Source organism: Providencia sneebia DSM 19967 (assembly GCF_000314895.2).
GTDB lineage: Bacteria > Pseudomonadota > Gammaproteobacteria > Enterobacterales > Enterobacteriaceae > Providencia > Providencia sneebia.
The window spans coordinates 377923-403395 of sequence record NZ_CM001773.1 but is presented as its reverse complement, the minus strand read 5'-3'; the positions used below and the strand labels follow the sequence as shown (position 1 = coordinate 403395).

27 protein-coding genes and 1 pseudogene are annotated in these 25473 nt (G+C 39.7%); 14 read left to right on the top strand and 14 right to left on the bottom strand.

Annotation, left to right across the window (positions count from 1 at the left end):
* The 3 genes from OO7_RS01585 to OO7_RS01575 all read right to left on the bottom strand — a co-directional run bounded on the left by OO7_RS01585 (nt 1) and on the right by OO7_RS01575 (nt 3038).
* On the bottom strand, nt 1–1479 hold the full coding sequence (locus OO7_RS01585) for a hypothetical protein (RefSeq protein ID WP_008914209.1): 1479 nt from the start codon (nt 1477–1479) through the stop codon (nt 1–3).
* A 207-nt stretch (nt 1480–1686) separates the two neighbouring features.
* Nucleotides 1687–2115 carry a TOBE domain-containing protein gene (locus OO7_RS01580; RefSeq protein ID WP_008914208.1) on the bottom strand — a complete coding sequence of 143 codons (429 nt, stop codon included), beginning with the start codon at nt 2113–2115 and terminating at the stop codon, nt 1687–1689.
* Between the two features lie 176 nt (nt 2116–2291).
* Nucleotides 2292–3038 carry a GntR family transcriptional regulator gene (locus OO7_RS01575; protein WP_236620666.1) on the bottom strand — a complete coding sequence of 249 codons (747 nt, stop codon included), beginning with the start codon at nt 3036–3038 and terminating at the stop codon, nt 2292–2294.
* Nucleotides 3039–3355: 317 nt separating this feature from the next.
* Between OO7_RS01575 and OO7_RS01570 the strand changes: the two genes are divergently transcribed.
* The 5 genes from OO7_RS01570 (at nt 3356) to OO7_RS01550 (ending at nt 9116) form a co-directional block, all read left to right on the top strand.
* Nucleotides 3356–4366 carry an ADP-ribosylglycohydrolase family protein gene (locus OO7_RS01570; protein ID WP_008914206.1) on the top strand — a complete coding sequence of 337 codons (1011 nt, stop codon included), beginning with the start codon at nt 3356–3358 and terminating at the stop codon, nt 4364–4366.
* A gap of 10 nt (nt 4367–4376) precedes the next feature.
* Nucleotides 4377–5783 carry a purine-cytosine permease family protein gene (locus OO7_RS01565; RefSeq protein WP_008914205.1) on the top strand — a complete coding sequence of 469 codons (1407 nt, stop codon included), beginning with the start codon at nt 4377–4379 and terminating at the stop codon, nt 5781–5783.
* A gap of 2 nt (nt 5784–5785) precedes the next feature.
* The gene (locus tag OO7_RS01560; protein WP_008914204.1) at nt 5786–6700 is read left to right on the top strand and encodes a PfkB family carbohydrate kinase; all 915 of its coding nucleotides are present in this window, start codon (nt 5786–5788) and stop codon (nt 6698–6700) included.
* Nucleotides 6701–6879: 179 nt separating this feature from the next.
* Nucleotides 6880–7881 (top strand): NAD-dependent epimerase, encoded by a 1002-nt coding sequence (locus OO7_RS01555; protein WP_008914203.1) that lies wholly within the window; start codon nt 6880–6882, stop codon nt 7879–7881.
* A 68-nt stretch (nt 7882–7949) separates the two neighbouring features.
* Nucleotides 7950–9116, top strand: a complete 1167-nt coding sequence (locus OO7_RS01550; RefSeq protein WP_008914202.1) for a nucleotide sugar dehydrogenase — start codon at nt 7950–7952, stop codon at nt 9114–9116.
* A 257-nt stretch (nt 9117–9373) separates the two neighbouring features.
* On the opposite strand, the gene OO7_RS01545 is transcribed toward OO7_RS01550, so the two are convergent.
* The 3 genes and pseudogenes from OO7_RS01545 to OO7_RS01535 form a co-directional block, all read right to left on the bottom strand.
* Nucleotides 9374–9967: an NAD(P)H-dependent oxidoreductase gene (locus OO7_RS01545; RefSeq protein WP_008914201.1), complete on the bottom strand. Its 594-nt coding sequence runs from the start codon at nt 9965–9967 to the stop codon at nt 9374–9376.
* Between the two features lie 98 nt (nt 9968–10065).
* Nucleotides 10066–10893 (bottom strand): AraC family transcriptional regulator, encoded by an 828-nt coding sequence (locus OO7_RS01540; RefSeq protein ID WP_269077550.1) that lies wholly within the window; start codon nt 10891–10893, stop codon nt 10066–10068.
* A gap of 197 nt (nt 10894–11090) precedes the next feature.
* Nucleotides 11091–11453: pseudogene (locus OO7_RS01535) on the bottom strand (AAA family ATPase); the annotation flags it as partial.
* Between OO7_RS01535 and OO7_RS16920 the strand changes: the two are divergent.
* The 4 genes from OO7_RS16920 to OO7_RS01520 all read left to right on the top strand — a co-directional run bounded on the left by OO7_RS16920 (nt 11399) and on the right by OO7_RS01520 (nt 13318).
* The gene (locus OO7_RS16920) at nt 11399–11638 is read left to right on the top strand and encodes a DUF7210 family protein (RefSeq protein WP_169337378.1); all 240 of its coding nucleotides are present in this window, start codon (nt 11399–11401) and stop codon (nt 11636–11638) included. The pseudogene OO7_RS01535 and the gene OO7_RS16920 sit on opposite strands and share 55 nt — an antisense overlap.
* The gene (locus OO7_RS01530; RefSeq protein WP_008914197.1) at nt 11638–12402 is read left to right on the top strand and encodes a phage tail tube protein; all 765 of its coding nucleotides are present in this window, start codon (nt 11638–11640) and stop codon (nt 12400–12402) included. Before OO7_RS16920 ends, OO7_RS01530 begins: the two co-directional genes overlap by 1 nt.
* The gene (locus tag OO7_RS16645; RefSeq protein WP_008914196.1) at nt 12399–12872 is read left to right on the top strand and encodes a DUF6631 family protein; all 474 of its coding nucleotides are present in this window, start codon (nt 12399–12401) and stop codon (nt 12870–12872) included. The genes OO7_RS01530 and OO7_RS16645 overlap by 4 nt, the downstream gene beginning before the upstream one ends.
* Nucleotides 12873–13030: 158 nt before the next feature.
* Nucleotides 13031–13318 (top strand): hypothetical protein, encoded by a 288-nt coding sequence (locus OO7_RS01520; RefSeq protein ID WP_008914195.1) that lies wholly within the window; start codon nt 13031–13033, stop codon nt 13316–13318.
* Nucleotides 13319–13864: 546 nt separating this feature from the next.
* Here the strand turns inward: OO7_RS01520 and OO7_RS01515 are convergent.
* Nucleotides 13865–14728, bottom strand: a complete 864-nt coding sequence (locus tag OO7_RS01515; protein ID WP_008914194.1) for a YicC/YloC family endoribonuclease — start codon at nt 14726–14728, stop codon at nt 13865–13867.
* A gap of 122 nt (nt 14729–14850) precedes the next feature.
* Here OO7_RS01515 and rph point away from each other — a divergent pair, with 122 nt between their 5' ends.
* On the top strand, nt 14851–15564 hold the full coding sequence (gene rph, locus OO7_RS01510; RefSeq protein WP_008914193.1) for a ribonuclease PH: 714 nt from the start codon (nt 14851–14853) through the stop codon (nt 15562–15564).
* 68 nt (nt 15565–15632) lie between these two features.
* A complete protein-coding gene (gene pyrE / locus OO7_RS01505) occupies nt 15633–16274 on the top strand; it encodes an orotate phosphoribosyltransferase (RefSeq protein ID WP_008914192.1) in 642 nt (213 codons plus the stop codon).
* 189 nt (nt 16275–16463) lie between these two features.
* On the opposite strand, the gene slmA is transcribed toward pyrE, so the two are convergent.
* The 3 genes from slmA to coaBC all read right to left on the bottom strand — a co-directional run bounded on the left by slmA (nt 16464) and on the right by coaBC (nt 19102).
* Nucleotides 16464–17063 carry a nucleoid occlusion factor SlmA gene (gene slmA, locus OO7_RS01500; protein WP_008914191.1) on the bottom strand — a complete coding sequence of 200 codons (600 nt, stop codon included), beginning with the start codon at nt 17061–17063 and terminating at the stop codon, nt 16464–16466.
* A gap of 391 nt (nt 17064–17454) precedes the next feature.
* Nucleotides 17455–17910: a dUTP diphosphatase gene (gene dut, locus OO7_RS01495; RefSeq protein ID WP_008914190.1), complete on the bottom strand. Its 456-nt coding sequence runs from the start codon at nt 17908–17910 to the stop codon at nt 17455–17457.
* Nucleotides 17897–19102 carry a bifunctional phosphopantothenoylcysteine decarboxylase/phosphopantothenate--cysteine ligase CoaBC gene (coaBC, locus tag OO7_RS01490; RefSeq protein WP_008914189.1) on the bottom strand — a complete coding sequence of 402 codons (1206 nt, stop codon included), beginning with the start codon at nt 19100–19102 and terminating at the stop codon, nt 17897–17899. Before coaBC ends, dut begins: the two co-directional genes overlap by 14 nt.
* A 262-nt stretch (nt 19103–19364) precedes the next feature.
* Between coaBC and OO7_RS01485 the strand changes: the two genes are divergently transcribed.
* The 3 genes from OO7_RS01485 (at nt 19365) to OO7_RS01475 (ending at nt 22070) form a co-directional block, all read left to right on the top strand.
* Nucleotides 19365–19706, top strand: a complete 342-nt coding sequence (locus OO7_RS01485; protein WP_008914188.1) for a UPF0758 domain-containing protein — start codon at nt 19365–19367, stop codon at nt 19704–19706.
* Nucleotides 19707–20038: 332 nt separating this feature from the next.
* Nucleotides 20039–21340, top strand: coding sequence for an integrase domain-containing protein (locus tag OO7_RS01480; protein ID WP_336431224.1), 1302 nt, complete (start codon nt 20039–20041; stop codon nt 21338–21340).
* A complete protein-coding gene (locus tag OO7_RS01475; RefSeq protein WP_008914186.1) occupies nt 21330–22070 on the top strand; it encodes a hypothetical protein in 741 nt (246 codons plus the stop codon). The genes OO7_RS01480 and OO7_RS01475 overlap by 11 nt, the downstream gene beginning before the upstream one ends.
* Nucleotides 22071–22096: 26 nt before the next feature.
* Here OO7_RS01475 and OO7_RS01470 read toward each other — a convergent pair whose 3' ends face one another.
* From OO7_RS01470 to OO7_RS01455, 4 genes are read right to left on the bottom strand one after another with little or no spacing between them, the layout of a single operon-like run.
* Nucleotides 22097–24172 (bottom strand): DUF927 domain-containing protein, encoded by a 2076-nt coding sequence (locus tag OO7_RS01470; protein WP_156823120.1) that lies wholly within the window; start codon nt 24170–24172, stop codon nt 22097–22099.
* Between the two features lie 17 nt (nt 24173–24189).
* Entirely contained in the window at nt 24190–24966 is a 777-nt protein-coding gene (locus tag OO7_RS01465) for a hypothetical protein (RefSeq protein WP_008914184.1), read from the bottom strand.
* On the bottom strand, nt 24966–25223 hold the full coding sequence (locus OO7_RS01460) for a hypothetical protein (protein WP_008914183.1): 258 nt from the start codon (nt 25221–25223) through the stop codon (nt 24966–24968). Before OO7_RS01460 ends, OO7_RS01465 begins: the two co-directional genes overlap by 1 nt.
* Nucleotides 25220–25435, bottom strand: coding sequence for a hypothetical protein (locus OO7_RS01455; protein WP_008914182.1), 216 nt, complete (start codon nt 25433–25435; stop codon nt 25220–25222). Before OO7_RS01455 ends, OO7_RS01460 begins: the two co-directional genes overlap by 4 nt.
* Nucleotides 25436–25473 lie beyond the last annotated feature (38 nt).

The window sequence follows — 25473 nt, the reverse complement described above, 5'->3', positions numbered from 1 at the left end:
TTAGTATGGATAATTTAGTTTGACTGATGCTTTGATGACTTTCTCATAAGCATGATTGACCGCCTTTTCACTTAATTGGTTTATCTGGGCAATATTATTAAATGATAATGGTTTAAAACCTTTACTATGGGTTGAATTAAATACAGAATATGCCTCATTATATGAATGGCCACCACTGTAGGTTAACCATGAAGCAGCTGCTAATTTAGCATCATCAATAGGAAAGTGTTTGTTGTTATCTTTGAGTGCATTAAATAATGTATTTAATAAATTTGCTGATCCAGACATACCGATTCCAACCACCCTTTCATGAGATAATGCGACTTTATCATGTTGAGTGATATTGTTGATCGGAAGTGCATATTTATCTATCGGTCTAATGCCTGATTTCAGTTTATTTGAAGATGCCGATATTTGATGAGGAAGTAATATGCCATATCGAGAGTTTTTTAGGTGATAATTAAGATTACATGTTGGCAGCGTTCTTCTTTGAGGTTTTATTATTTTGTAATAATATTTAGTCGCTTTTCTTCTCATTGCGCCAATAATGCCTTTTTTGCGTCGAGTTATTAAATATTTTACAGCAATAGATAATAGTAGAGGTGTTGAATACTCACCTGAATATTTAACCATTTTAATAAAGTTATCCGGTGTATCATTTCTTATAAATTCATTGGCTAAATCAATATTATGTCTCCATGATGGGGGATCTGAATACATATTATCGGCTATATGTATACATGTTTTTACTTTTTTATCCCAGGGTAATGTATTAAACGTTTCAATAATAAACTCAGAAATGATATTTCTTACATCTATCATGTTCGCATTTGGATTATTAATTATATATTTTGATAATTCAGTTTCAAATAATCTACCATAATAATTATCATTTCTTTTAGTTATTGATTTTTTGTGTTCTAATGTACTGGTTATATTATTTATTTTATTGTGTAGCTCTTTGCTGTTATTTGTTTTGTTAATTATTTCATTTGCAATTTTATTAATTTTTTGTTTATGTGAAATACCTTCTAACCATATATATTTCAATGTGTTTTCTATTTCTAGCTTATTTGAATTAGGTAATCGGTATTTTTCGAGTAAACTGGCTAGATTAATAATAACTTCGCCTGGTGTTCTTATACAATGTGTAGCTATTTGCGGGGTTTTATTTAATGATTCCATTCTATTTTTTAATAATAACTGTATTTTCCCTTCAGACATTACATGTGTGTTGAATGAAATAATACGTCCAGTACCGGTGAAGTTAATTTCATCTTTAAAGTTTTGTGCTACGTTGGGTGAGATAGTCATGCCGATAAGATCATAAGGAATAAATTTTTTTACTTCAGATGCTTGTATAGGTTTAATCTGCTTTATTTTTTTTGCTAATAAGTTTATTACCATATTATTAGAATGAGGATGAACTATCGTTATACATTGATTGATGTTATCAATTTTATTAAATGATTTATCCATTGTTTTATTTTCGTTTTTTATATTAATTAATGATGATTATATATTAATGCTTGTGATTTTTTTTAATGAATAATTATAATGAAATATATTTACCTATGGAAGCTAATGCAATAAATAAAATGTGTTTTTTAGATTTGTAAATCTTATATTAAAAAATGAGTAAAAAGAAGTGAATTTTTATGATTTTGTAGTCTTTATTTTTAATAATTATTTACGTGTTGCGAGAATAACGCTAGAAGCTTTAACTAATGCAATAATATCATTACCTTTCGTTAACTGCATATCTTGTAAGCTTTCATTAGTAATGATGGCTGTAAGTTCAACACCTTTCGTTGTGACAAGATGGATTGTGCTGTTAACTGCACCTTCAATAATATTGGTAACTTTACCACTAAATTGGTTACGAGCTGAAAATTGCAGGCCACAATCAGGTTTTGCTAATACAACCCATGGTGCTTTAATAATAGCAACGGCTTCTTTTCCAACAGTAAGGTTTAATGTTTTACAGCTTTCACAAGTAATAACAGTGGTTAATTCTTCACCATCTGCTAAAGATAGGATAACTTCATTGTTAACTGCGCCTTCTTTAATTTCACTAATTGAACCGACTAATTGGTTACGAGCTGAAACTTGCATAAACTACCTCATTAGATTGAATAATAAAAAAGACTCTAAACAGCATAAAGATAAATAGAGATATAAGCCACAATATGCGTTAAGTTCGTGGTTAAGATCACCTAATTTTCTTTATTTTGCTTAAAATAATGTTTTTGACGTAATTTGGATTTCATTGATGAGTAGTATTGCGGATATTAAGTTGGTGAGTTGAACTCAAGTTCATAAATATCACCGCGGCAGACAATTTCACTGTATTCGATAATAATACCATCTTGAATCTTACTGATTTGTTGAACAAGCAATAATGGTGCACCAATGGTCGTGTTTAACCAATTCGCTTGCTCGTCATTACAGCTGATGGCTTTGACTTTATGCTGTACATGCTCAAAAGTGATTCCTTGAGAATCCCATAAAGCATATAAAGAATCATTTAGCTGGGTCAGGTCTGGAAGGTATTGCTCTGGAATATAGTTATTTTCATAAGAAACTGGCTGTTCATTCGCAATGCGAATACGCTTTAAGTGGGCAATGTTAGTGCCTGAAGGCACTGCCAATTTTGCTGCAATATCTGCTGGTGCTTCAATAAAAGCGCGTAGTAACCATTGAGTTGTAACGGTTCCTCCCGCTTTTATCACTTGAGCAGTAAAGCCACTTTCTTGTGATAAGGAATAACCTAGGTATTTAGTGACTTGTGTTCCAACACCTTGTTGGCGGCTAACTACACCTTTTTTTTCCAACAGTTGCATTGTCTTACTAATTGTCACCCTTGAAAGATTTAGCTTCTGTGCGAGATCGCGTTCTGATGGTAAAAAGTCACCAAAATGAATGACTTTATTCTCAAGTGCAGATTCAATAGCTTGCTGTAACTGATGATACAGTGGCATCGCAGAATTTGCGTTTAACTGGCTTTTTATCCATTCAATCAAGCGTGCTTGCATCATTCTTTTCCGTAAAATTTCAACGTACTCATGGTTACTTGCTTATATCTCGCCGCATTATGGCATCAGTAATACTTTAAATACAGTATGCGAGATGACCAACTCAAATTTTCTATTTTTTTGTATGCAAATATTAAAATTTATTAATGTGGGAGGAGGGCGTGGCAATCTCTGAAATTTCAGATAGTTGGTCGATACATTAATTATAATAATAGAATGAATGGACTTATATTGGCATTATTTTTTTCGTATTGGACTGGTATTGGACTTAATTGCTGCTAATATAATTAATGTTGTTAAGGATTGTGCAGGGAGCCACAATGAAAACGAAATCCAATGTTGAAGATGCCATACTAGGTTGCCTCTATGGTCAGGCTACAGGTGATGCGATGGGCATGCCTTCTGAGCTATGGCGACAAGATAAAATTCAACAGTTTTTTGGCTGGATAGACTCTTTTTTGCCAGGGCCTGATGAGAATATCGCAGCTATCGGATTTCGAGCCGGAGAAGTGACAGATGATACACATCAAGCAATTGCGCTAATGGATGCCATCATTGCTTGTAATGGTGTAGTAGAACCAAAGATGATTGCTCAAAATATTTTGGTGTGGGCAAAGCGTATTAATGCGTTTGATAAAAATATATTTGGGCCAACATCTAAACAATCTCTACTAGCCATTCAAGCGGGTATTCCCATTGATGAAATTGTTTCAAATGGCGTGACTAATGGTGCAGCAATGCGAATAGCGCCTGTAGGATGTGTTGCATCAACGACAAATCGCAAACAATTTATTAAGAAAGTCGAGGCGGCTTGTATTCCGACCCATAAGTCTGATATTGCGATTGCTGGTGCGGCTGTTATTGCTTGGGCAATTAGCCGAGCAATTGAAAATACACTCTGGTCTCAAATTAAAAAAGAGCTTCCAATTCTTGCTGATGAGGTGCAATCACAATACGCCTCAACATTTAGCCCATCTCTAGGTCGACGAATTTCGTTAGCCTTTGAGAAAGCTAGCGAGTTGCAAGGCCACTCTCCAAAAGCAGCACTCAAGGAGCTGTACGATTTTGTCGGAGCCGGTATGGATACGATAGAGTCAATTCCCTGCGCTCTAGCCATAGTTGATTTAACCAATGGTGATCCTGTCATGTGTGCGAAATATTGTGCCAACCTGGGGGGGGACACGGACACCATAGGCGCTATGGCTGGAGCGATTTCGGGAGCTATATCAGGTATTCACGCTTTTCCTAAAGAATGGATTGCATTGATTAATAATTCTAATAATATAGATTTCCATTCATACGCTAAAATACTTAGCACCTTACGCCATTAAGGAGAGTGGAATGAGTGCATTACCTGACACTCCACAAACAAACGAAGCTTGGAAAATTGAAAATACGGGGATAGACCTAGTACCAGAACAAGAACGAACCGCAACGCCGCTAGAGTTATTTTGGATTTGGTCCGCCGCTAATATTGGTATATTAGGCATTGTGTACGGCGCGATTATCGTTTCATTCCGCTTGTCCTTTTTCCAATCTATACTTGCCGCAGTTATTGGTATTGCCAGCTTTGCCTTAGTGGGTTATATCAGCCTTTCTGGGCAAAAAGGCCGCACATCAACCCTAACACTTTCCCGAGCCATTTTTGGTAAAACCGGCAATATTGCGCCGACTTTTTTCAGCTGGATCACATTGATGGGCTGGGAAGCTATCAACATGATAACCGGTACCTTGACGCTTAAGGCACTTTTTCAAGTGCTGGGTTTTGGCGATACAATCGCATTAACTATTGTATGCATGGTGCTATTTGCAGGCTTAGCCATAACAATTAGTTTGTTGGGACAAGCAACTGTTGTTGTGATGCAAAGCTGGATCACACGCATTTTCGGTACCATGACGTTAATCGCTGCGCTATATATTATCTGGCAAACTGACTGGCACGCTGTTTTATCTATGCCTTCAGGAAGCTGGCTAACCGGTTTTTTACCTGCGGTGTCAATTATTGCCGCAGGAACAGGAATTGGTTGGGGGATAGCTGGAGCGGATTATAGCCGTTACCAAAGTGAACGTTCATCAAAATCGGGCATTTTTAATGCGGTAACCTTTGGGGCGACACTACCCCTGTTTATTTTGTTATTTACCGGAATTCTACTTTCTGCTCGCTTACCTGAACTTGCCTCTGCTGAAAATCCAATTGCCCTAATTGGTTCAGAACTTCCTAACTGGATGTCTATCCCTTATTTACTGACTGCAACTGCCGGCATTATTACCATTGCTGTGTTAAGTCTTTATTCAGCAAGTTTAAATTTATTGACTATCGGGATTAAAATCCGCCAAGTTTATGCTGTAGCATTAGATGCCGTCTTGGTGATGGGCGTTGCTATCTATATTTTGTTTATTTCCGGTGAATTTATTAATTCTTTTATTGCTTTCTTATTATTCTGCGGTGTTTTTCTCGCTGCTTGGGAAGCTGTATTTATGCTGGATTATGCTGTACTACGCAGCCGTAAAGGTTATGAATTTGACCAACTGTTTGGTGCAAAAAATGCAGGAATTCGTTGGATCCCGTTACTGTGTTGGTTACTCGGCGCGCTCGTAGGATTGCTGGTGAGTGATAACGAGTTTATTAAAGGGCCATGGGCAACAGGCATTTTTGAAGGTTCAAGTTTAGCTATCCTACTTTCATTTGTATTAAGTTTTGTTCTTTATGGACTTTATTTAATATTCAGTCGTGTCGCTGAGAAATAATTATGCGTAATGTTGTTGTTATTGGTGCGGCTGCCGGAGATCGCGTTCTAAGTGTTGAAAACCTTCCCCGTCGAGGGGAAGATATTTCCGCGATAGATCATGGTTGGCAAATTGGTGGATGTGCATTTAATGTTCTCCGCGCATTAACTCGCTTACAAATTCCAATCACTAATGGCGTTAGAGTTGGCTGTGGGGAATGGGGACAGCGAGTCAGACAAGCATTATTATCACTTAATATTGAGCCTATCCTAACTAGCTCGACACAAGATAATGGTTGGTGTTTTGCATTAACTGAACCTGATGGTGAAAGAACATTTATTTCCATTCCCGGCTGTGAAGAACATTGGAGCAGAGCAGAATTACAAGCGCTTAATATTCCTGATGATGCAATCATTTATGCGACAGGTTATGAGTTAGGTTGTTCTCAAGGTGAAGAATTACAAAAATGGTTGTTGAATGATTGTACAACACAAACTTTTGTTTTAGATCTTGGTCCACGACTTGCTGCACTTTCGGCTACTTTTCTGACACAATTACCTAAAAATAGAACAATTTTAACACTGAATCGTGATGAAGCGCGTTTTCTTTGTGGTGATGGTGATATTGTTCCGCAATCGCTAGATTATGCTAATCGCCATGGCATGACGTTAATTGTTCGTTTAGATAGCCAAGGCGCGTGGCTATGTCATCCGAATGAGCCTGCTATCTTTGTCCCAGCTTATAAAGTGAAAGTTGTTGATACTATTGGGGCGGGTGATGCACATACTGCGGGGGTATTAGCGGGAATGTCTCAAGGGAAATCATTAACGGAATCTATTGATTTAGGGAATCTTGTCGCTGCGATTGTGGTGAGCAAAAGTGGTCCTTCAGGCGCACCAACACGAAATGAAATAGCGCATTTCTTAGCGCTTTGTTGACGATAAAATCAAATTTTGTATTTTTAATCGCCAAGTTTGCTTTTTCTTGTGTAAAACCATGCCAATTTTTGCAGGTTATCTAGACTCGAATTCATTCGCGTTGCATGATGGTAAATAACATCGAACGGATTATTCAAGGCGCTAAGATAAGAATGATCCCATGCTAGAAGATAATTAACATGAAATACTTAGTGACTGGCTGTGCGGGTTTTATTGGTTTTAGTTTGTGTCGACGTTTGTTAGATAATGGTCATCATGTTGTTGGCATTGACAATATGAACAATTATTATGACCAAGGGCTTAAACAATCTCGCCTACATATTCTTGAGCAACATCCTCATTTTCGCTTTATCCCACTTGATATTACTGATAGAGAAAAAGTTGTGGTACTTTGTACTCAAGAAGGGTTTGATCGCGTGATCCACCTTGCTGCTCAAGCAGGTGTCCGTTATTCATTACAAAATCCATTTGCTTATGCTGACAGTAACCTTAGCGGGCATCTTGCTATTCTTGAAGGTTGCCGCCAAGCTAAAATCAAACATTTAGTTTATGCATCATCCAGCTCAGTCTATGGCATGACGGAGCAAACACCGTTTAACACGGATATGCCAACAGACCATCCCGTTTCGTTATATGCCGCAACCAAAAAAGCCAATGAATTAATGGCGCACTCTTATTCACATCTCTACCAATTGCCAACAACCGGTTTGCGCTTTTTTACCGTGTATGGCCCGTGGGGACGCCCGGATATGGCTTTATTTAAATTCACTAAAGCTATTTTAGCAGGGGAACCGATTGATGTTTATAATAACGGCAATTTGAGCCGTGATTTCACTTTCATTGATGATATTGTCGAAGGCATCATTCGCATTTCTGATATTATTCCGCAAGCCGACCCTGAAAATCGCTCACTCACACCAGCACAAAGTAGCGCACCATACCGTTTATACAATATTGGTAATGGTCAGCCCGTTCAATTAACGGACTTTATTGCTGCGCTTGAACAATCACTGGGTAAACAAGCGATTAAAAACTTTTTGCCGATGCAAGCGGGCGACGTATACACCACGTGGGCAGATACTGAAGATCTTTTTACTGTGACAGGATATCGCCCGCAAGTGTCTATTGAGCAAGGGGTACAGGCTTTTGTTGATTGGTATCAATCTTATTATAGCCAGTAGCTTATTATTGCGTTGCGAACGGTATACTAACGGTATTATTTGAAAATGAATTTGATGAGAGGCGAGTTTTGAAAATTGCAATTGCCGGAACAGGCTATGTCGGTCTGTCCAATGCCATGTTACTGTCACAAAACCACGAAGTTGTCGCAGTCGATATCATCCCCGAAAAAGTGGCGATGTTAAATAATCACCAATCTCCGATTATTGATACTGAAATTGAGCAGTTTTTACGGGAGAAAAAGCTTAATTTCCGTGCCACGCAAGATATCCAAGAAGCCTATACTGGGGCTGATTATGTGATTGTGGCCACGCCGACTGACTATGACCCGAAAACCAACTACTTTAATACCCAATCGGTTGAGTCGGTCATTCATGATGTGCAAAAAATCAATCCAAACGCCACGATTATTGTCAAATCGACTATTCCAGTTGGCTTTACTGAGCGCTTACGTGAAGAGTTTGGCTACACCAATGTGATTTTCTCACCTGAGTTTTTACGTGAAGGTCGTGCGCTGTATGACAATCTGTATCCTTCACGCATTGTGGTCGGTGAACGCTCTGAACGCGCCCAAATTTTTGCAGATTTGTTGCTCGAAGGTGCAATTAAAAAAGATGTCCCCGTTTTATTTACGGATGGTACAGAAGCCGAAGCCATTAAACTGTTTGCTAACACTTACTTAGCGATGCGCGTTGCGTATTTTAATGAACTCGATACTTACGCAGAAAGTCGGGGTCTGAATGCCCGCCAAATTATTGAAGGTGTGTCATTAGACCCACGTATTGGCAGCCATTACAACAACCCGTCCTTTGGTTATGGCGGTTATTGTTTACCAAAAGACACCAAACAGCTGTTGGCGAACTATGATGATGTGCCAAACAACCTGATTAATGCCATTGTTGAATCAAATCGCACGCGTAAAGATTTTATCTCTGATGCCATTATTGCCAAGTCACCGCGCAAAGTGGGTGTTTATCGCCTAGTCATGAAAGCCGGTTCAGATAACTTCCGTGCTTCTGCGGTGCAAGGTGTGATGAAACGCATCAAAGCCAAAGGCATTGAAGTCATCGTCTATGAGCCAGTACTAAAAGAAGACGAGTTTTTCCGTTCAAAAGTGTATCGCGATTTGGAGGCATTTAAAGCCGATTGTGACATTATTTTGGCTAACCGCATGGTGCCTGAACTGGAAGATGTTGCAGAAAAAGTGTATACCCGCGATTTATTTGGTAGTGATTAAATGAATTCTTGGCACCTTGTTTGAATGGCAAAGTATGTTTGCACTATCGCTATAACAACAATGTGTTGAAAACAAAAAAGCCAGATAATGAAGTGACCCCATAAAGTTGGACACTTTTAGTTAAGCGGCTTGTAAGGCCTGATTTCGATATACAACCGGAGTCAGGCCTTTTAATCTATCTTTTTCATTTCTACTGAATTGTGGCTGTTTAGATCTCTTGTAAATAAAAGATAGCCAATAAATACGCTTGGCTAAGTTTAACGATGCAAGCCAATAATTTCTTGTTCTAAGTGTTTTTTATACGCCTCAACATCTTTTTCAATGTGAGGTTGTTTTACCACATCAAACATCCCGAAGGTTTTTAATCCTTCCATGCCTAAAAATTGATTTGCTTTGTGGAATGGAAAATACACCGCATCAATACCTTTTCCTTCAAAGAATTGCTCTTGTTCTTCAAAAGATTCAAATGGCGCATTCCAAGTCACAGAGAGTAAATATTTTTTATCTTGTAACAATCCTCCCGAACCATATTTTTTTGAAGGATCTTTTCGTGTTCGACCATCATCAATAAATAGTTTGCCGTCACCTGCACTAAATACATCATCAATATATTTTTTTAAGATCCAAGGCCCTTCCATCCACCACGCTGGCATTTGATAAATAATAACGTCAGCCCATAAATATTTATCAACTTCTTCATCATTATCGTAACCATCATCAATACGTGTTGATTGCACATTTATCTGATGTGAAGATAGCAATGTCGTCGCAACTTGGGTTAAATGATCGTTGAGTTTTCCTTCTGAACCGCCAAATTCTTTTGATGCATTAATAATAAATACGTTAGTCACTTCAAACTCCTTTGTATACCAATATCTAATAGCATGACTGTAACGCAATCATTCATTATTGCTTTAACTCATTTCTCCATTATTCTTGCCTAATAATCCTAAGATACCCTTTCAGTGTCAGATATTTTTAATCGTTGGATATCTTTTAAAGGGGCGAGACCAAATAATCGATGATATTCACGACTAAATTGTGATGGACTTTCATATCCCACTCTAAATGCAGCTTCAGAGACGTCTGCCATTTCAATTAACATAATACGTCGAGCTTCATTAAGGCGTAGCCATTTTTGATATTGTAATGGTGTCATACCCGTTCGGTTTTTAAAGTGGAAATGAAATGAAGAGGTACTCATTCCTACTAACGTAGTCAAATCTTCAATACGGATAGTGTCACGATAATGCAGCTTAACCCAATCAAGAGCTTGATTAATTTGACGGCATTGAGGATGTTGCGATGCTAATAACTGCTGTCTTGAACCACCATTTGATCGTAATAAGTAATAAAGGATCTCTTTTTGGATCAAAGGAGCAATGAAAGGTACATCTTCTGGTGTATCAATCAGTTTAATAAGTCTAGTCACTGCTTGTAATATTGGTGCTGTGGCAGGAACGATTTGTTGGGCTCTATGTTGATTGCTCTCTTGCAATAATTCAAATCGATTCTCCGCTAATAATTCAGGCAATAAAGAGAGGTCTAATTTGAGTAAGATGGCTAAAAATGGTGCCTCTTTAGATGCTTCACAGACGTTAGCAAAGGTGGGTATATCAGATGATGTCAAAAGCATATTCATAGGGCGATAACAATTTGTTTCTAAGCCTATTGTTATTTTTTTTGCACCTTGAGCAGCAATAGCCAAACTTGGCTCATACATCCAACCTTCTGATTCTGTCGTTGTTGTATAGCGACACAGCGCTAATCCAGAAATAGCCGTATCCCAGCCCCCTTCTTTGTCTTTCGTATGGGAAAGGAGTGTTTTTTAAATTCCTCGAACTCAATTAAAATTGGCGTTGATAAATCAGTGGTGTTCATTATCTCTGAATGATGAGAAGTGAGATAAATAATATAAGGGTGTGCGATAATTCTGGTATTTAGTGGTAGGTATGGGGATATATTGGGACACTAAAGCAGGCTTACCGCTTCTCGACGACCACTTTTGACTTGGCTTAGTCGGTTGCGTATCGCTTCAATGGCGCAGTCGGTGAGTACTTCATTAATCGGCTTACCTGTGCGTCCAAACTTAAAAGTTAAAAACTCATTTAACTGATTATCGAGTGGTGGGAGCTGCACCACCTCACAACGCTGAACCACTTCACGTACCGCTTGGTTGCGTTCAGACAGTTTGAGAGACAATTCAGGCTGCCCAATCAACACAATAGAAAGCAACTTTTTAAAGCCGTTCTCCAACTCAAAAAAGCGTTTTAGGTGCTTCAGTGTTGGGATTGGCAACGCATGAGCCTCTTCAATTACTAATACATGCTGGTACCCATGCGGGAAAACTCTACGGCAAAGGAGAATCACTGCATGTAGATGCGGCAACACAGGCTTGGTTAGAGCTAAACAATATAGCCAAACCCAAAGCCAATACCCCTAAAAAATCGATTGAGGAGAGTGCTGTTGCACTTTCCCCAGTATCAACAGTTTCTCAGCCTAATGAGAAAGGAGAAGTCTAATGCAGCAACCTGAAACTTATTATTATGGTCAAGGTCGCCTCTTTTTAGCCGAGCGTGATGAATTTGGACGTGCGTTAGCGCAGCGCTTTATCGGTGATGTGAGTGTATTTAATGTGACGTTAAGCACTGAAAAAATTGAGCACAAAGAATCTTACTCCGGCTATAAAGGCATTACTCGTCGTATTGCCCTCGGTAACTCCGGTGAAATCGACATGACCTGGCATGATCTGTCCGGTGAAAATCTGGCGTTATTGCTGTATGGCAAAACCATTGAAACCGCCGCGGGGTCAGTGACGGGCGAAAAACTCCCCGCCAACATTAAAGCGGGTGAGCGCTACACCTTGGCTTACCCGAGTGTCTCCGATGTTGTCTTGACTGCCTCTGGCTCTGCACTCGTGCTTGATGAAGATTATCTGCTCGATGAGGTGTTTGGCGCGATCACCTTTACCCAAGATCAAACTGCTGCTCCCGAAGCGGCCTATAAATACAGTGCGAATACCGCAACCTCCTTATTTACCCAAAAACCGAAAGAGCGTTTCTTACGCTATGAAGGGGTGAACTTAGCGGAAGAGGATTCCTCTGTCATTTTAGAGTTATACAAAGTGCAGTTCGACCCCGTTTCTAACTTAGGGCTTATCAATAACGAAACCAATTTAGCGGGTTTACAAACCAAAGGTGGCTTATTAATGGATACATCTCGTAAAGCCGATGATGCCATGGGGCGTTTTGGCAAATTAACCTATGTTAATGGACGTTCCGCATGAGTGAGTCATTAGCCATTTTACTCCCCGAGCGCACATTGACACTGGCAGGCAAAGAGGTGGTGGTGCATGAATACACCTTAGCAGAACAGCTTAAGTATCGTGCGCCACTTAAGGCGATCAGTGACGGTTTTAAAGCACTCATGCTTAATTCGCCAGAGGCCGAAGTCTCACTGGATGCGCTGTATGACTTGATGGGTCAGCTTGCCAATGAAGTTATACAGGCTGTCGCGGTGTCATGCGGTGAATCTGTCGAGTGGGTCAGTGCGTTAACGGGTGAGGATAGCGACGCCCTTTTAATGGTGTGGTGGGGTGTCAATGCGCCTTTTTTTACCCGGAGTGCCGTGCGCGAAAAGATGATCGAAATGGCAAAAGCTCGGCAAGCCCGGTTGATTGGGCAAGCGTCTTCGCCTGTCTTGTCGCCCACGGACACGACTACCGTGCACTCCCCCATTACACAGCCAGACAATTAACCCTGTTTTATGAAGAAATTCAGAAACAGCAACTCATTGAGCGCCAAAACCGCACTCAAGACATCGGGGTCAGTTTTTCTGGGGGTAAAAGCCTGAGTGCATACCTTAATCGTTTTAAACAACTTTTAATGCCCCATTAATGGGGCTTGGATACCCATATGGCCGACAACAAAAATCTTGAACTTAGCTTAAAAATTCAGGCGGATTTGAAATCGGCTCATACCGAATTGAAGCAACTTGAAGACGAGTTAAAGTCAGTCAGTGACCAACAAGCCTCACGGGTTGCACAGGAAATTGCCGATTCCCAAGCCTTAACGGCGGCGCAAGCAGACAATTTCAATCGCTACCATAAAACCATCAAAACCAAAGAAGAGCTGGAAGCGGAAGCCGCTGCGGCTAAAAGAAAGATGATCTACAATGGGACAGAGTGGATTAATTTATACTGATTTTATCAGTTAATTTTTTCGCTCTCTTCTTAAAAACCGCTATCAAGATATAGCGGTTTTTAACATTTTAATTTAAGGTCTAACTGAAATGTTATTTCTTCTGGTGAAACAACAATAGAATTCATTTATCGCGCAGTTAAGATGGTTTTATCTCGCGCCGCATCATCTGAATCTTCTATTTAGCCTCAGCATTCCTTACATTGTATTATTAAACAGTATGAAAAACTTTCTTTTGAAAAGACGTCTTATTGTTTCTTATCGACTTTAGAATTACACCGCATAATAGAAATACCTTATTGGGCATAATATCTACTGATAATCATTTGTTTTTTTTATGTGTTTTTATCAAAAAAGAAACAGTTTGATGCAGTCTGGAGTAATGTAGTGACCCCATAAAGTTGGGCACTTTTAGTTAAGCGGCTTGTAAGGTCTGACTGTCGATTTTAAATTAAGCCCCCCAGTAATTGGTTGTCCAACTATTGGGGGTCACTTCATAATACAGTGTATCGGCTGGCTTATTGATGTGCTCTGATTTACTGTGAAATGTTACTCAATGTTTTGAATCTGTTCTCTCATCTGCTCAATTAATACTTTTAGCTCTACTGCACAATTGGTAACTTCGCTATTAATTGATTTTGATGCCAGCGTATTTGATTCGCGGTTAAACTCTTGCATCATAAAATCAAGTCGACGTCCATTCGCTTCTTTTTTCTTAAGAATATTACGGGTTTCTTTGACATGAGATTCGAGCCGATCAAGCTCTTCAGCAACATCAATTCGCTGAGCAAGAAGAATTAATTCTTGTTCTAAACGGTTACTGTCCACCTGAATATCAGCATCGTCTAATTTAGTTTGTAAGCGGTCACGTTGCCATTGAAGTATTTCAGGCATATGTTGGCGAACTTTTGCGACCTCGACTAAAACACCATCAAGGCGTTGCTCAATCAATGCATGCAGTGTTGCACCTTCAGCTTCACGACTTTGAATAAAAGCATCCAAAGTTTCATCTAAGCCAACTAATAGTTGCTCACTGATGGCATCTAAATCTTGCTCTCCAGCTGACATAACACCCGGCCAACGCAAGATTTCTAATGGATTCACTTCACCTTCATGGCTATAGTTTTTAACCCAGTTAGCAGCTCTGATAAGCTGGCGGGCTAAATCTTCGTTAAGGATCAGCTCACTTTGGTGTGCGCCGTTTAATTCAAAACGTAAGTTACACTCAACTTTACCACGGGTTAAACGTGAACGAATTCGCTCACGGATGACGGGCTCAAGGCTGCGAAATTGTTCTGGAAGGCGGATATAAGTTTCCAGATAGCGTTGATTAACGGAACGCAGCTCCCAGGCCGCACTCCCCCATTCCCCTTTAATATCACGGCGGGCAAAAGCGGTCATACTACGGATCATAATTCGTTCCTATAAAAATGAATATTGATGAGATTATAACGCTATGGGTGATGTCATGATAGGCATTATCAGTTTAACAACGTATAATGCGCGACAAATTAAGTCAAAACGGAGATAACACCATGCGTCCAGCAGGTAGAATGGCAGACCAAATGCGCCCAATTAAAATCACACGTAACTATACCAAGCATGCGGAAGGTTCTGTTCTGATTGAGTTTGGCGATACTAAGGTGTTATGTAACGCAACAGTAGAAGAAGGCGTTCCTCGTTTTCTAAAAGGACAAGGCCAAGGTTGGGTCACAGCAGAATATGGCATGTTACCTCGCGCGACTAATTCACGTAACCAGCGTGAAGCGGCAAAAGGCAAGCAAACTGGCCGCACAATGGAAATCCAACGATTGATTGCGCGTTCATTACGTGCAGCGGTTGACCTAAAAAAATTAGGTGAATATACAATTACATTAGATTGCGATGTGATACAAGCTGATGGCGGTACACGCACTGCTGCAATATCCGGTGCTTGCGTTGCGCTTGTTGATGCTTTAAATGGCATGGTCGAAAATGGAAAACTCAAGAGTAGTCCATTGAAATCAATGGTAGCCGCTGTTTCTGTCGGTATTGTTGATGGTCAAGCGCTGTGTGATCTTGAATATGTTGAAGATTCAGCAGCAGAAACAGATATGAATGTGGTCATGATGGATGATGGTCGAATGATTGAAGTTCAGGGAACTGCAGAAGGAGAACCTTTCTGCCATGATGAACTTCTTAATTTACTTGCTCTAGCCAAAGAGGGGCTAGCATCCATATTTGAAGCTCAACGAGATGCGTTGAAGTAAAAAATTTTTTGAACAGGCGGCTGAATAGTCGCCTTTTTTATGTCTAATAAAACTGAGGAGATTGATTCATGAAAGCCTATCAGCGCGAATTTATTGAGCTTGCCATGAAAAAAGAGGTACTTAAATTTGGTGAGTTTACGCTGAAATCAGGCCGTAAAAGCCCTTATTTCTTTAATGCTGGGCTATTTAATACGGGACGTGATCTGGCTCTTGTCGGTCAATTTTATGCGCAAGCGCTTCTTGATAGTGCTATTGAGTGTGATGTTATTTTTGGTCCTGCCTATAAAGGTATTCCAATTGCAACCACGACAGCCGTTGCACTGGCTGACCATCATGATATTGATATGCCATATTGCTTTAATCGTAAAGAAGCAAAAGATCATGGTGAAGGTGGTGTGTTGGTTGGCAGTCCATTGCAGGGGCGTGTTGTAGTTGTTGATGATGTTATTACAGCGGGAACTGCTATTCGTGAATCAATGGAAATTATCAAGCAACATAAAGCAACATTAAATGGTGTTTTATTATGTCTTGACCGCCAAGAAAAAGGGAAAACTGATATTTCCGCCGTACAAGAAATTGAACGAGACTATTTTTGTAAGGTTTACTCGATCATCACTATGAGTGATTTGATTACTTATTTGACTGAGCGCGGAGATATGCAAGAACATCTTGCTGCAATGGAAGTCTACCGCCAGCAATATGGTATTTAAACTTTAAAGAAAAAAACCTCGCCTAATGGTGGGCGAGGTGAGTAGTTTGGCTATCATTCTCATTGTTATATGAGGATTAATAGCCTAAAAATTTTAGCATGATTAGCGACATAAAAAGTGTAATTCACTTAATTTGTTTGAATTTTCACATGCTATATAATTTGGTTAGTTTTATCCGTAGCCTGTTTATTATTGTAGTTGAGCTAAAATTAAAGGCCAGCGCGCTTCAAATTCGACAGATGGGCGATAGCGAAATTCAGAGCGCACAAAACGAGACAACATCCCTTCACAAAATGCCAGTAATTGAGTCGCAAGTAGAGACTCATCATGGATAAAGCCTTGGCCATCTCGTAATTTTTTTTCTTTAAGTACTTGTCGTAATTGAGACTCAATTCGGTCGAATAATTGATTGATACGGCCTTGTAACCTATCTTGTTCAAACATCAGTGCATGGCCTGTCATAATTCGAGTTAGGCCAGGGTTTCTTTCTGAAAAACCTAAAATGAGTGCTAGTATTAGCTTAATTCGGGTAATAGTATCCTTTTCATCAGTCAGTATAAGATTAATACGTGAAACTAATGAATCTTCAATAAACTCGATTAAGCTATCGAACATTTTCATTTTACTTGGAAAATGGCGATAGAGAGCGGCTTCTGATACGCCAACACTTGCTGCTAATTTTGCAGTGGTAATTCGTTGATTACCATCGCTACTTTCCAACATCAGTGCGAGTGATTGTAAAATTTCTTCCCGCCTGTTGCGTTTTTTTGTTATCACTTTTTCTGCCATGTCTGATAAGACCCCTGCTAAAACGCAAAACAAACTATCCAAAAATTTGTCCTGAGTAAATAAAAAAGTAGGACAACAAGGATTTAAATAGGCAACTATTATCTTATTTCATTGCCTATCTTTTTGATTAGCCTACCAGTAAGGTTTTTTTCATAACCAAAAAATAGAGCCAACTTACTTGTATAGCTGATTATTTAGTGTACCTATCATATTTGCTAGATACACTGGTGTGGCTTGGTAGTGCGGTACCCAAAGTATAGAAATTATCTTACATGCATTTCTCTTATCTGTAGCTATCCTACGTATGATATTATAACTTTTTAGATCATTTATTCAGAAGAGAGCTTGTTGATAAGATAGAATTATAATTCTGGGTGTATAACATTATTAATTATTGGCGACCTGAATGCCCAAAACCGCCAGTTCCGCGTTCTGTCGCATCAAAATCATCAACAATATTAAATTCAGCTTGGACAACAGGTACTAAGACCATTTGAGCAATACGTTCACCGGGTTCAATAGTAAATGTCGTATCACCTCTATTCCATACAGAAACCATCAATTGGCCTTGGTAATCCGAGTCGATTAAGCCCACAAGATTCCCCAGAACAATACCGTGTTTATGGCCTAATCCTGAGCGAGGCAAAATGACAGCTGCGAGTTGCTGATCTGCAATATGAATTGCTAGCCCAGTTGGAATTAGCTCAGTTTGACCCGGTGTTAACTCAATAGCGCTATCAAGGCAAGCACGTAAATCTAAGCCGGCAGAACCTGAAGTTGCATAAGCGGGTAGAGGAAACTCGTTACCAATACGAGGGTCAAGTATTTTTAGGTCAATTTTTTTCATAACGTTGCAGTATCTCATCAAGTAAATAGTGGCTTAATTCAAGTTTATTCGTATGTGGAAGGCGTACATCGCCAACAGCATCAAATAGATGTAATGCGTTGTTATCGCTGTTAAAACCATTGTCAGCAAGAGAAACGTCATTCGCACAAATAAGGTCAAGCTGTTTTTGCTGGCGCTTTTGCTTAGCATATTCTTCAACATTCTGTGTTTCAGCTGCAAACCCAACCACATAAGGGCGGTTTTCAGTTAAAGCACCAACGCTAGCAACAATATCGGGATTTTTCACCAAAGTGATAACCACTTCTTCGCCCTGTTTTTTAATTTTATTCTCTGCAATTGATTTCGCACGATAATCTGCCACAGCAGCACAGCCAATAAAAATGTTTTGTGATGAAACAGATTGATGAACCTGCTCATACATATCAATTCCACTGATAACATCAACACGAGTCACACCCGTTGGCGTTGGCAAATTTACAGGCCCCGCAATAAGCGTGACATCAGCACCTCGTTGGCTAGCTGCTTGAGCAATAGCAAATCCCATTTTGCCTGAACTGTGATTACTAATAAAGCGCACAGGATCGAGAGCCTCACGAGTTGGGCCAGCTGTAATCATGACTTTTAAACCACGTAAGTCAGCTTGACGATTAAAGTATTCGCTGGTGAGCTGGACAATGTCTAGTGGGTTAATCATTCGACCAGGTCCAACATCACCACATGCTTGGCTACCATCATCTGGCCCCCAAATCATATATTGGCGTTGTTGCAATCTGATTAAATTTTCTTGTGTTGCGGCTGCGCGGTACATTTGTTGATTCATTGCAGGAACAAGAGCAATGGGAGCCGCGGAAGCAAGACAGACAGTGGTGAGCAAATCATTTGCCATCCCAGCATTAAGTCTAGCAATTAAATCAGCGGTAGCAGGTGCCAAAATAATCATATCAGCCCATTTTGCGAGCTCAATATGCCCCATGGCAGCTTCTGCGGCAGGGTCGAGTAAATCGTCCGATACAGGATGCCCGGAAACGGCTTGTAATGTTAAAGGCGTAATGAAGGCTTTAGCTCCCTCTGTCATTACGATACGAACGGCAGCGCCTTGATCTCGTAAACGGCGGGTTAGTTCTGGAATTTTATAGGCAGCGATACCACCACTAATACCAATAACAATTTTTTTGCCTGCTAGCTGTGTCATGGTTCTATCCATCAAATCATCATGAAGAGCATATTATCATATCAGAAAGATAGGTGAGAGTACTGTATATATCATCAGATTTTTATTTTTGCGAAGCGCTACACAAGTCGCTTTTTTATTCATTGTTGATTCTTTAATTTATCTATATACAAAATATAAGAGATATTTTAGGGGCTATTAACCAGCTGAAATCATAATCATTTTTTAAATTAATGAGCATATAAATAATGATAAAAGAATAGACGTGGTATCAAGGAGTGATATGGAAAATAAAGGTGATTTAAAACCACGAGAGAAGATGCTGGCTTACGGTGCAGCTGCATTAACTGATGCAGAATTACTTGCCATATTTCTCCGCACTGGCAGCCAAGGAGAGCCGGTTTTGTATCTTGCAGAGCGGCTATTAAAGGAGTTTGGTTCCTTATATCTTATTTTGCAGGCAGATTATGCACAATTGACTAAATGCAAAGGAATGGGACTTTGTAAATTTACGCAATTTCAAGCGGTTAGCGAATTAGCACGGCGTTTTTTCGCTGAACAATTTATGCACGAGAATATGAACAAGCATTCGAATGTATTCGATTATATTCGTTTTAATTCTTAACGTGTTGATTTATATTTTATTGTCTGCTCGTTTTGCTATTTTTATATTCGTTAAGTATCGTTTTAACTCGAATTTTTTAGTAGTATACTTAGTAGTATTGAAAACTACGCGTCTATTTTTTTACTACTAAGGAAATAACACCTAAATCTCATTATATATTTAATATTTTCAGCTAAAAACTCGTCACATTGTCACAATTGATACTAACTACTTGAATATTATGTGAAAAGTGTGTGACTTACTACCGTCACGGTGGGGCTTTGAGTTTATGCTGTAGCGTCACAATAACTTATAATCAATTGATTTTTAATATTATTTCTAATTTTTGGAATGTGCATGCTAGTGACACTGCACTATTTTTAGTTGATTGGAGTGGTTACATGGCTAGAAAAATAAAACCGTTATCTCCTACCGCCGTCGCAAACGCTAGGGCGAAGTCAGATAATTCTGGAAAATTAAAAGATACCATTTATAGGGATGGGGACGGCCTAGAACTTCTCGCTAAAGTGTCGGGCTCTCGTCGTTGGTATTTTAGATATTACAAGCCGATTACTCAGAACAGAACAATGATTGGATTAGGTGAATACCCATCAATTAGTTTAGCCAATGCCCGTAGAATTAGAGATGAATACAAAGTGTTATTGGCTCAAAAAATTGATCCTGTAGATTGGTGCAAGCAACAATCGGTTTTAGCTAAAGAGGCTAACGCGAATACGTTACGCAGTGTTGCGGAACAGTGGCTAGTAATGAAAAAAACTATTGTTAGCGAAAACTATATAAAAAATATTTGGCGCGGTTTAGATAAATATGTTCTTGTTAACCTTGGCGATATCCCCGTTTCTTCATTAAAAAGAGCGATGTTAGTCGCAGTACTGAAACCTGTAGAGGCGAAAGGTAAACATGAAACGGTGCGCTATCTTACCCAGCGCACCGTAGAAATAATGGAGTTTGCTATGAATCTAGGCTTGGTAGATGCAAACCCCTTTACTTCTGTACATAAGGTATTTATTAAAGCAGATAGAAAACACCACCCAACAATCAGACCTGAAAAGCTACCTGAACTAATAGCAGCGTTGTCTATAGCCCAAATTGAGCTTCCTACACGCTTGCTTATTGAATGGCAGCTATTAACGGCGGTAAGACCAGGGGAGGCGGCTAAAACACGTTGGTCTGAGATTGATATTGATAACAAAGTATGGGTTATTCCTCCTGAAACAATGAAAATGAAGCGAGCACATACAGTTCCTTTAAGTCAACCTGCTCTAGATATATTAAAAACGATGCACTCGATCACTGGCTCAAGGGAGTTTGTATTTACTCATCGAACTAAGCCCACTGAACATATGAGTACCCAAACCGCTAACCAAGTACTAAAACGAATTGGATATAAGGGGGTTCTTACGTCGCATGGGATACGCTCTATCGTTAGTACTGCTATGAATGAGGCAGAGTTTATACCGGATGCAATAGAGGCCGTGTTGGCGCACGGAGAGCGAAATATGGTGAGGGCTGCTTATAACCGTGCGACATATCTTGAGCAGCGTATAGAAATGATGGATTGGTGGGGGCGAATTGTGAAACAGGCTTCTCAAGATGCTCAAAAGATACTTGACGGAGTTAACAATGCAATATGATTTGTTCACCTTAGAAAATGTTAATAAAGCGAAGGCGCTATTTTCGCCACATAGCGAGGATGATATTTATCTAACCCACCTCTCCTCGGCACATTGGTGTATCCACCAGCTTTCTACGTTATCAGAAGATGATATTGAACAAGCTTTAGACTACCTTAGCGTGTGGGATTTAATCGCTGAACCACAAGAGACAGCTAGGGAACTAACTAAAATAGATAGCTATGCTTGGCGACATTGCGTAGCTGAACCATTATCAGATAGAAATAGAACTATCCCTTTAGTCGGTGCTTGTGCTGTTTTAGGGATGATAGGAAATGATGATATTCCAAAAGAAAAATGTTTACTTGCAGCGAGTAATTTTGCTTTTGCTATCTTATCTATACAAGTGGACGATACAGAAGTAGTTAATAGCTTTGATAATTTGCATTTAATAGAAAAAAGGCAAAAAGCGGCCTATGCTAAACACGATAAACACTATGGCCTAATTAAAGCAAAAATGAATGCATGGGCAGAGCAAGAGATTAGCAAGTGTAACGGAAAAATGACTATGAAGGGCTTAACGGAACACGTTGACGCTAAATATCATGATTGGTTAGCTAAATATCCTGTTGACTCAATCGAATATATGAAGTTACATCCATTCAATAAAAATCAAGACCCAGATAAGGGAGTTTCTTGGAAAACTATTTATGATTGGGTCACGCCATTACTGCGAGATAAAAAAAAATAAGCCAGCTAAATGACTGGCCTATCTAATTATAAATCTAACTTGGTCTCGTCAATACGATAGTAACGCTTTTGCCTACCATCTATGGGGTCACGGGCACGAGGATTATATTCTAATTTTGGTTCACCGCTTTTATCTGTTCCAGTTTTAACCCCAATTAATGCGCCAGTCTTATGTAATTCCGCTAGCGTCATTTCCATATTGCAGTTTGCTAACACTCGGTCTCGCATTGCATCAGCAGTTATCCAATACACTCCGCCAGCATCGGTGATTTCATTAGTGCTATTCGTGGTTTCATCAACAAAATCGCCAATTGAAGCATCTGGAGTTTGATTGCGAACATAATAACCGTCAAAGGTAGCTAGTGAAGAATTGATCCCTATCTGCCTAAAACGTGCTTCGCGGTGTGTACTTAGGTAAGCGCAAAGCTGCCTAATACCGTTGACACTTTCTAAGTCCCCTACCGTCCCTCGTTCCTCAACGTAACTATTAAAGCACTCCCCAACCCCATTAATAGCTTCACCATTACTCCAACCCGTTACGCCTAACTCCGTCGCATACTCACCCGCAGCTGCACATAACGCAAAACGCTCTAATACCCGGTCAAGTTGAGAACTTGCATTATCAGGGCGGTACGAGGTCTTAAATTGGGTTAGATATGCATCTAATTTTGGTAATAGCTCCGAACGCTCAATATGCGTAAGCTTCTCAAGCCAATAAAGGCCAGCAGAGCCATAATATTGAGTTGATAAGGCGTTAAGACTATCTGCAAAAGCTTTAGCAGAAGGCATTGTGTGAATATCATCAAACACGCCTAACTCACTATTAACAATAGCCGGTATATCCACAAATCGAGCTTGTTGACCCGCTGCAATGGTTTCTCCTGCGGCTTTGAGATAGTTTTCAAAAGCATCTTCACTGGAAGCTAAAACAAGCGTTCGCCATTGTAGAGTATCACGTAAAGTAACATCTTTAGTTCCTCGGACTTTACCTTGTCCAAGCGTCAACATAAATGCAATTTGCCCCATCAATTTAGGATTAGCGGCTTTCAGTTCATCCAGTATGAGCGGAAGGTCATTATGCGCAGTGGCCAGAACTTCAATCCCAACTAGTGAAGTATTACAGCTACGCACATACCCACCATTTGTGGAACCACTACCCCAAACCGAAGCCGCGGTGTGTTGAGCTGTGCTCTTACCTTTAGACGATGGGCCTTTTAAACTAAAGACACCCCCATCGACGCCTAGGACTTCTAATAATGGCGCAGATAGTGCCACACAGACCGCAAAAACTAATCGAGAGTTATTGACACACTTAGCCGCAATGTGTTTTTGCCACTCGTCTAATGTACCTAATTGAGACAGTTGGCTGCTTTCGGTTTTCTTTCTACCAGATAAGCGGTACATGATTTTATCGTCAGTAGGGCCAATTGTTCTATCAGGTAAGACAAATGCATGAGCATTAAACCAACCTGTCGTATCTGCCAATGTAATGCGTTCTTTTGCGGCGGTAACATTGAGATAATCTAATAGTGCTCTACTTTGTGAAATATTGATCCACAAGCCTAAGTTAGCTAGTCGCTGAGGAATGTCTGTACCTTGTTTATGCAGTTGTTCATCGGGAACAATAAATTGCTTTTGTATAGTATCCCTATCATTAAACGTAATTAACTTACCCCAGTTATCGCTATATGCATCACGAGTTAAACCAACAATCGAGAACGGAGCCGCAACACGTTTAGCAACTATGACTTTATTTTTTCCGGTTCCTTCTTCTTTGTTCAACATTAAACCTTCATCAGTCATATATAACCCGACTTTTTCAAGCTCAATGTAAGGTCTTATTTTTTGCGGATTAACCCAGCCTAAGCGATCTGCTTTCGCAAAAATCGCTTTATAACTGGTTAAGTCCGCGCGTGAAGTATCCCAAGTATGCTCGAATGTGTGTTCATCAAAGGCAGCTTCACCAGCAATAGACCACGCGCGAGCCAATTGATAGGCGTCATCTTCATAAGGTGTTTCTTTTAAGCTACCGAGTGCTGCTAACACTTTTTGCCAGTCAGTGCGCCCACCTTTTGATATTTCAACCATTGGCGGGAAAAACAAAGCATCCTGTAAATCGGCTAAGGTATGTTCATCAACATCAAACCAATTATCAAAATCGGTAAAATCATCAGTGTTCGGCTCATATTTTTTGTTGCTTTTAGCTCAAGCGTATCCGCACACTCTAAACATTCAGAAACATTAACTAACTCTCCATCGAATTTATAGGTGACAGCATCGGTAACGGGTACTCCAGGCTTAATCTCTTTATTCAATGGGTTCGCTATGGGTAAATAACACTGTTGTTCCGCAAGGTACACCGCCTTATCCCATCCAATAATAGGGTTCCAAGTGTCATCACCTAATTGTTCTGCTAATGATAACAATGTGTTATCGATTTCATTTGCTACCGCTTCACAAACTAATTTCCCTTGATTGCGATCAACCTCACTATCCAACATCAACACAAAGCGGCATCGGGGGGCTTCTTCGGTGTAGTTAAATGTGGTGTATAAAAGCCCTTTGTAATGTTTTTGCAAATGTGCAATCAAAGCTTGATAGGTTTTCGGGCTGTCAAAACTATCACAATCAAAACTGATGAATCGGCGTTTAGCTGCAAGTAACGCTAGACGCCAATGTTTAGTACCTTGAAACTTTTCAGGATACTTTTCTTTTGGTGCTTGCCCCCGGGGATGTTCTCCTGTATTTAGTGGTGCACAAAAATATTGTTGGTACTTCGCTCTAGCCGTATCGGACAAAATTTTATTGATAAAATCGTCTTCATCTTCTGCACACCGCTGTTCAGGCGTAATATCGAATTTATCCCGTCCTCGGGAATAGTAGATTGGATTCGACATTAGCGACCTCCCCCACGTTTTTTGGTCTGTTTGCGTTTACATTTTTTAGATTTTGTACCTTTATGCTTAGAGCCACTACCAAAGGGAATGACACGAGGATCTTTAACCATTTGAAAGCTGATACGCTCTTTTAAACAATCCGCTCTAAAATTACGGCTTGTTGCAGGATTACAGTCTTCAAAGGATTCATCAAATAAAAATGCAGGAGAAGAAACTTGAATTGAATCTATGTCAGAATTTAAAATGATATCTTTCATGCTTTACCCTCGTTCAAATCACATAATCTTTTTGCTGTAATACCGTGAACTTTCTTTAACATACGACGTGTATGTCTATTGGTTGCATAAGTACCAATAGTATTACCGTGTGGTATATACTGGCTATTCAGTACTTGAGCATCTTCTGACTTAATGCCATGTTGACAGTCCATTAACTCAATACATCCTCCGGCTGAACGATGTTTACGCATGGTTAGCCGCCTTAGTGATAAATTCAGTAATAGAAACC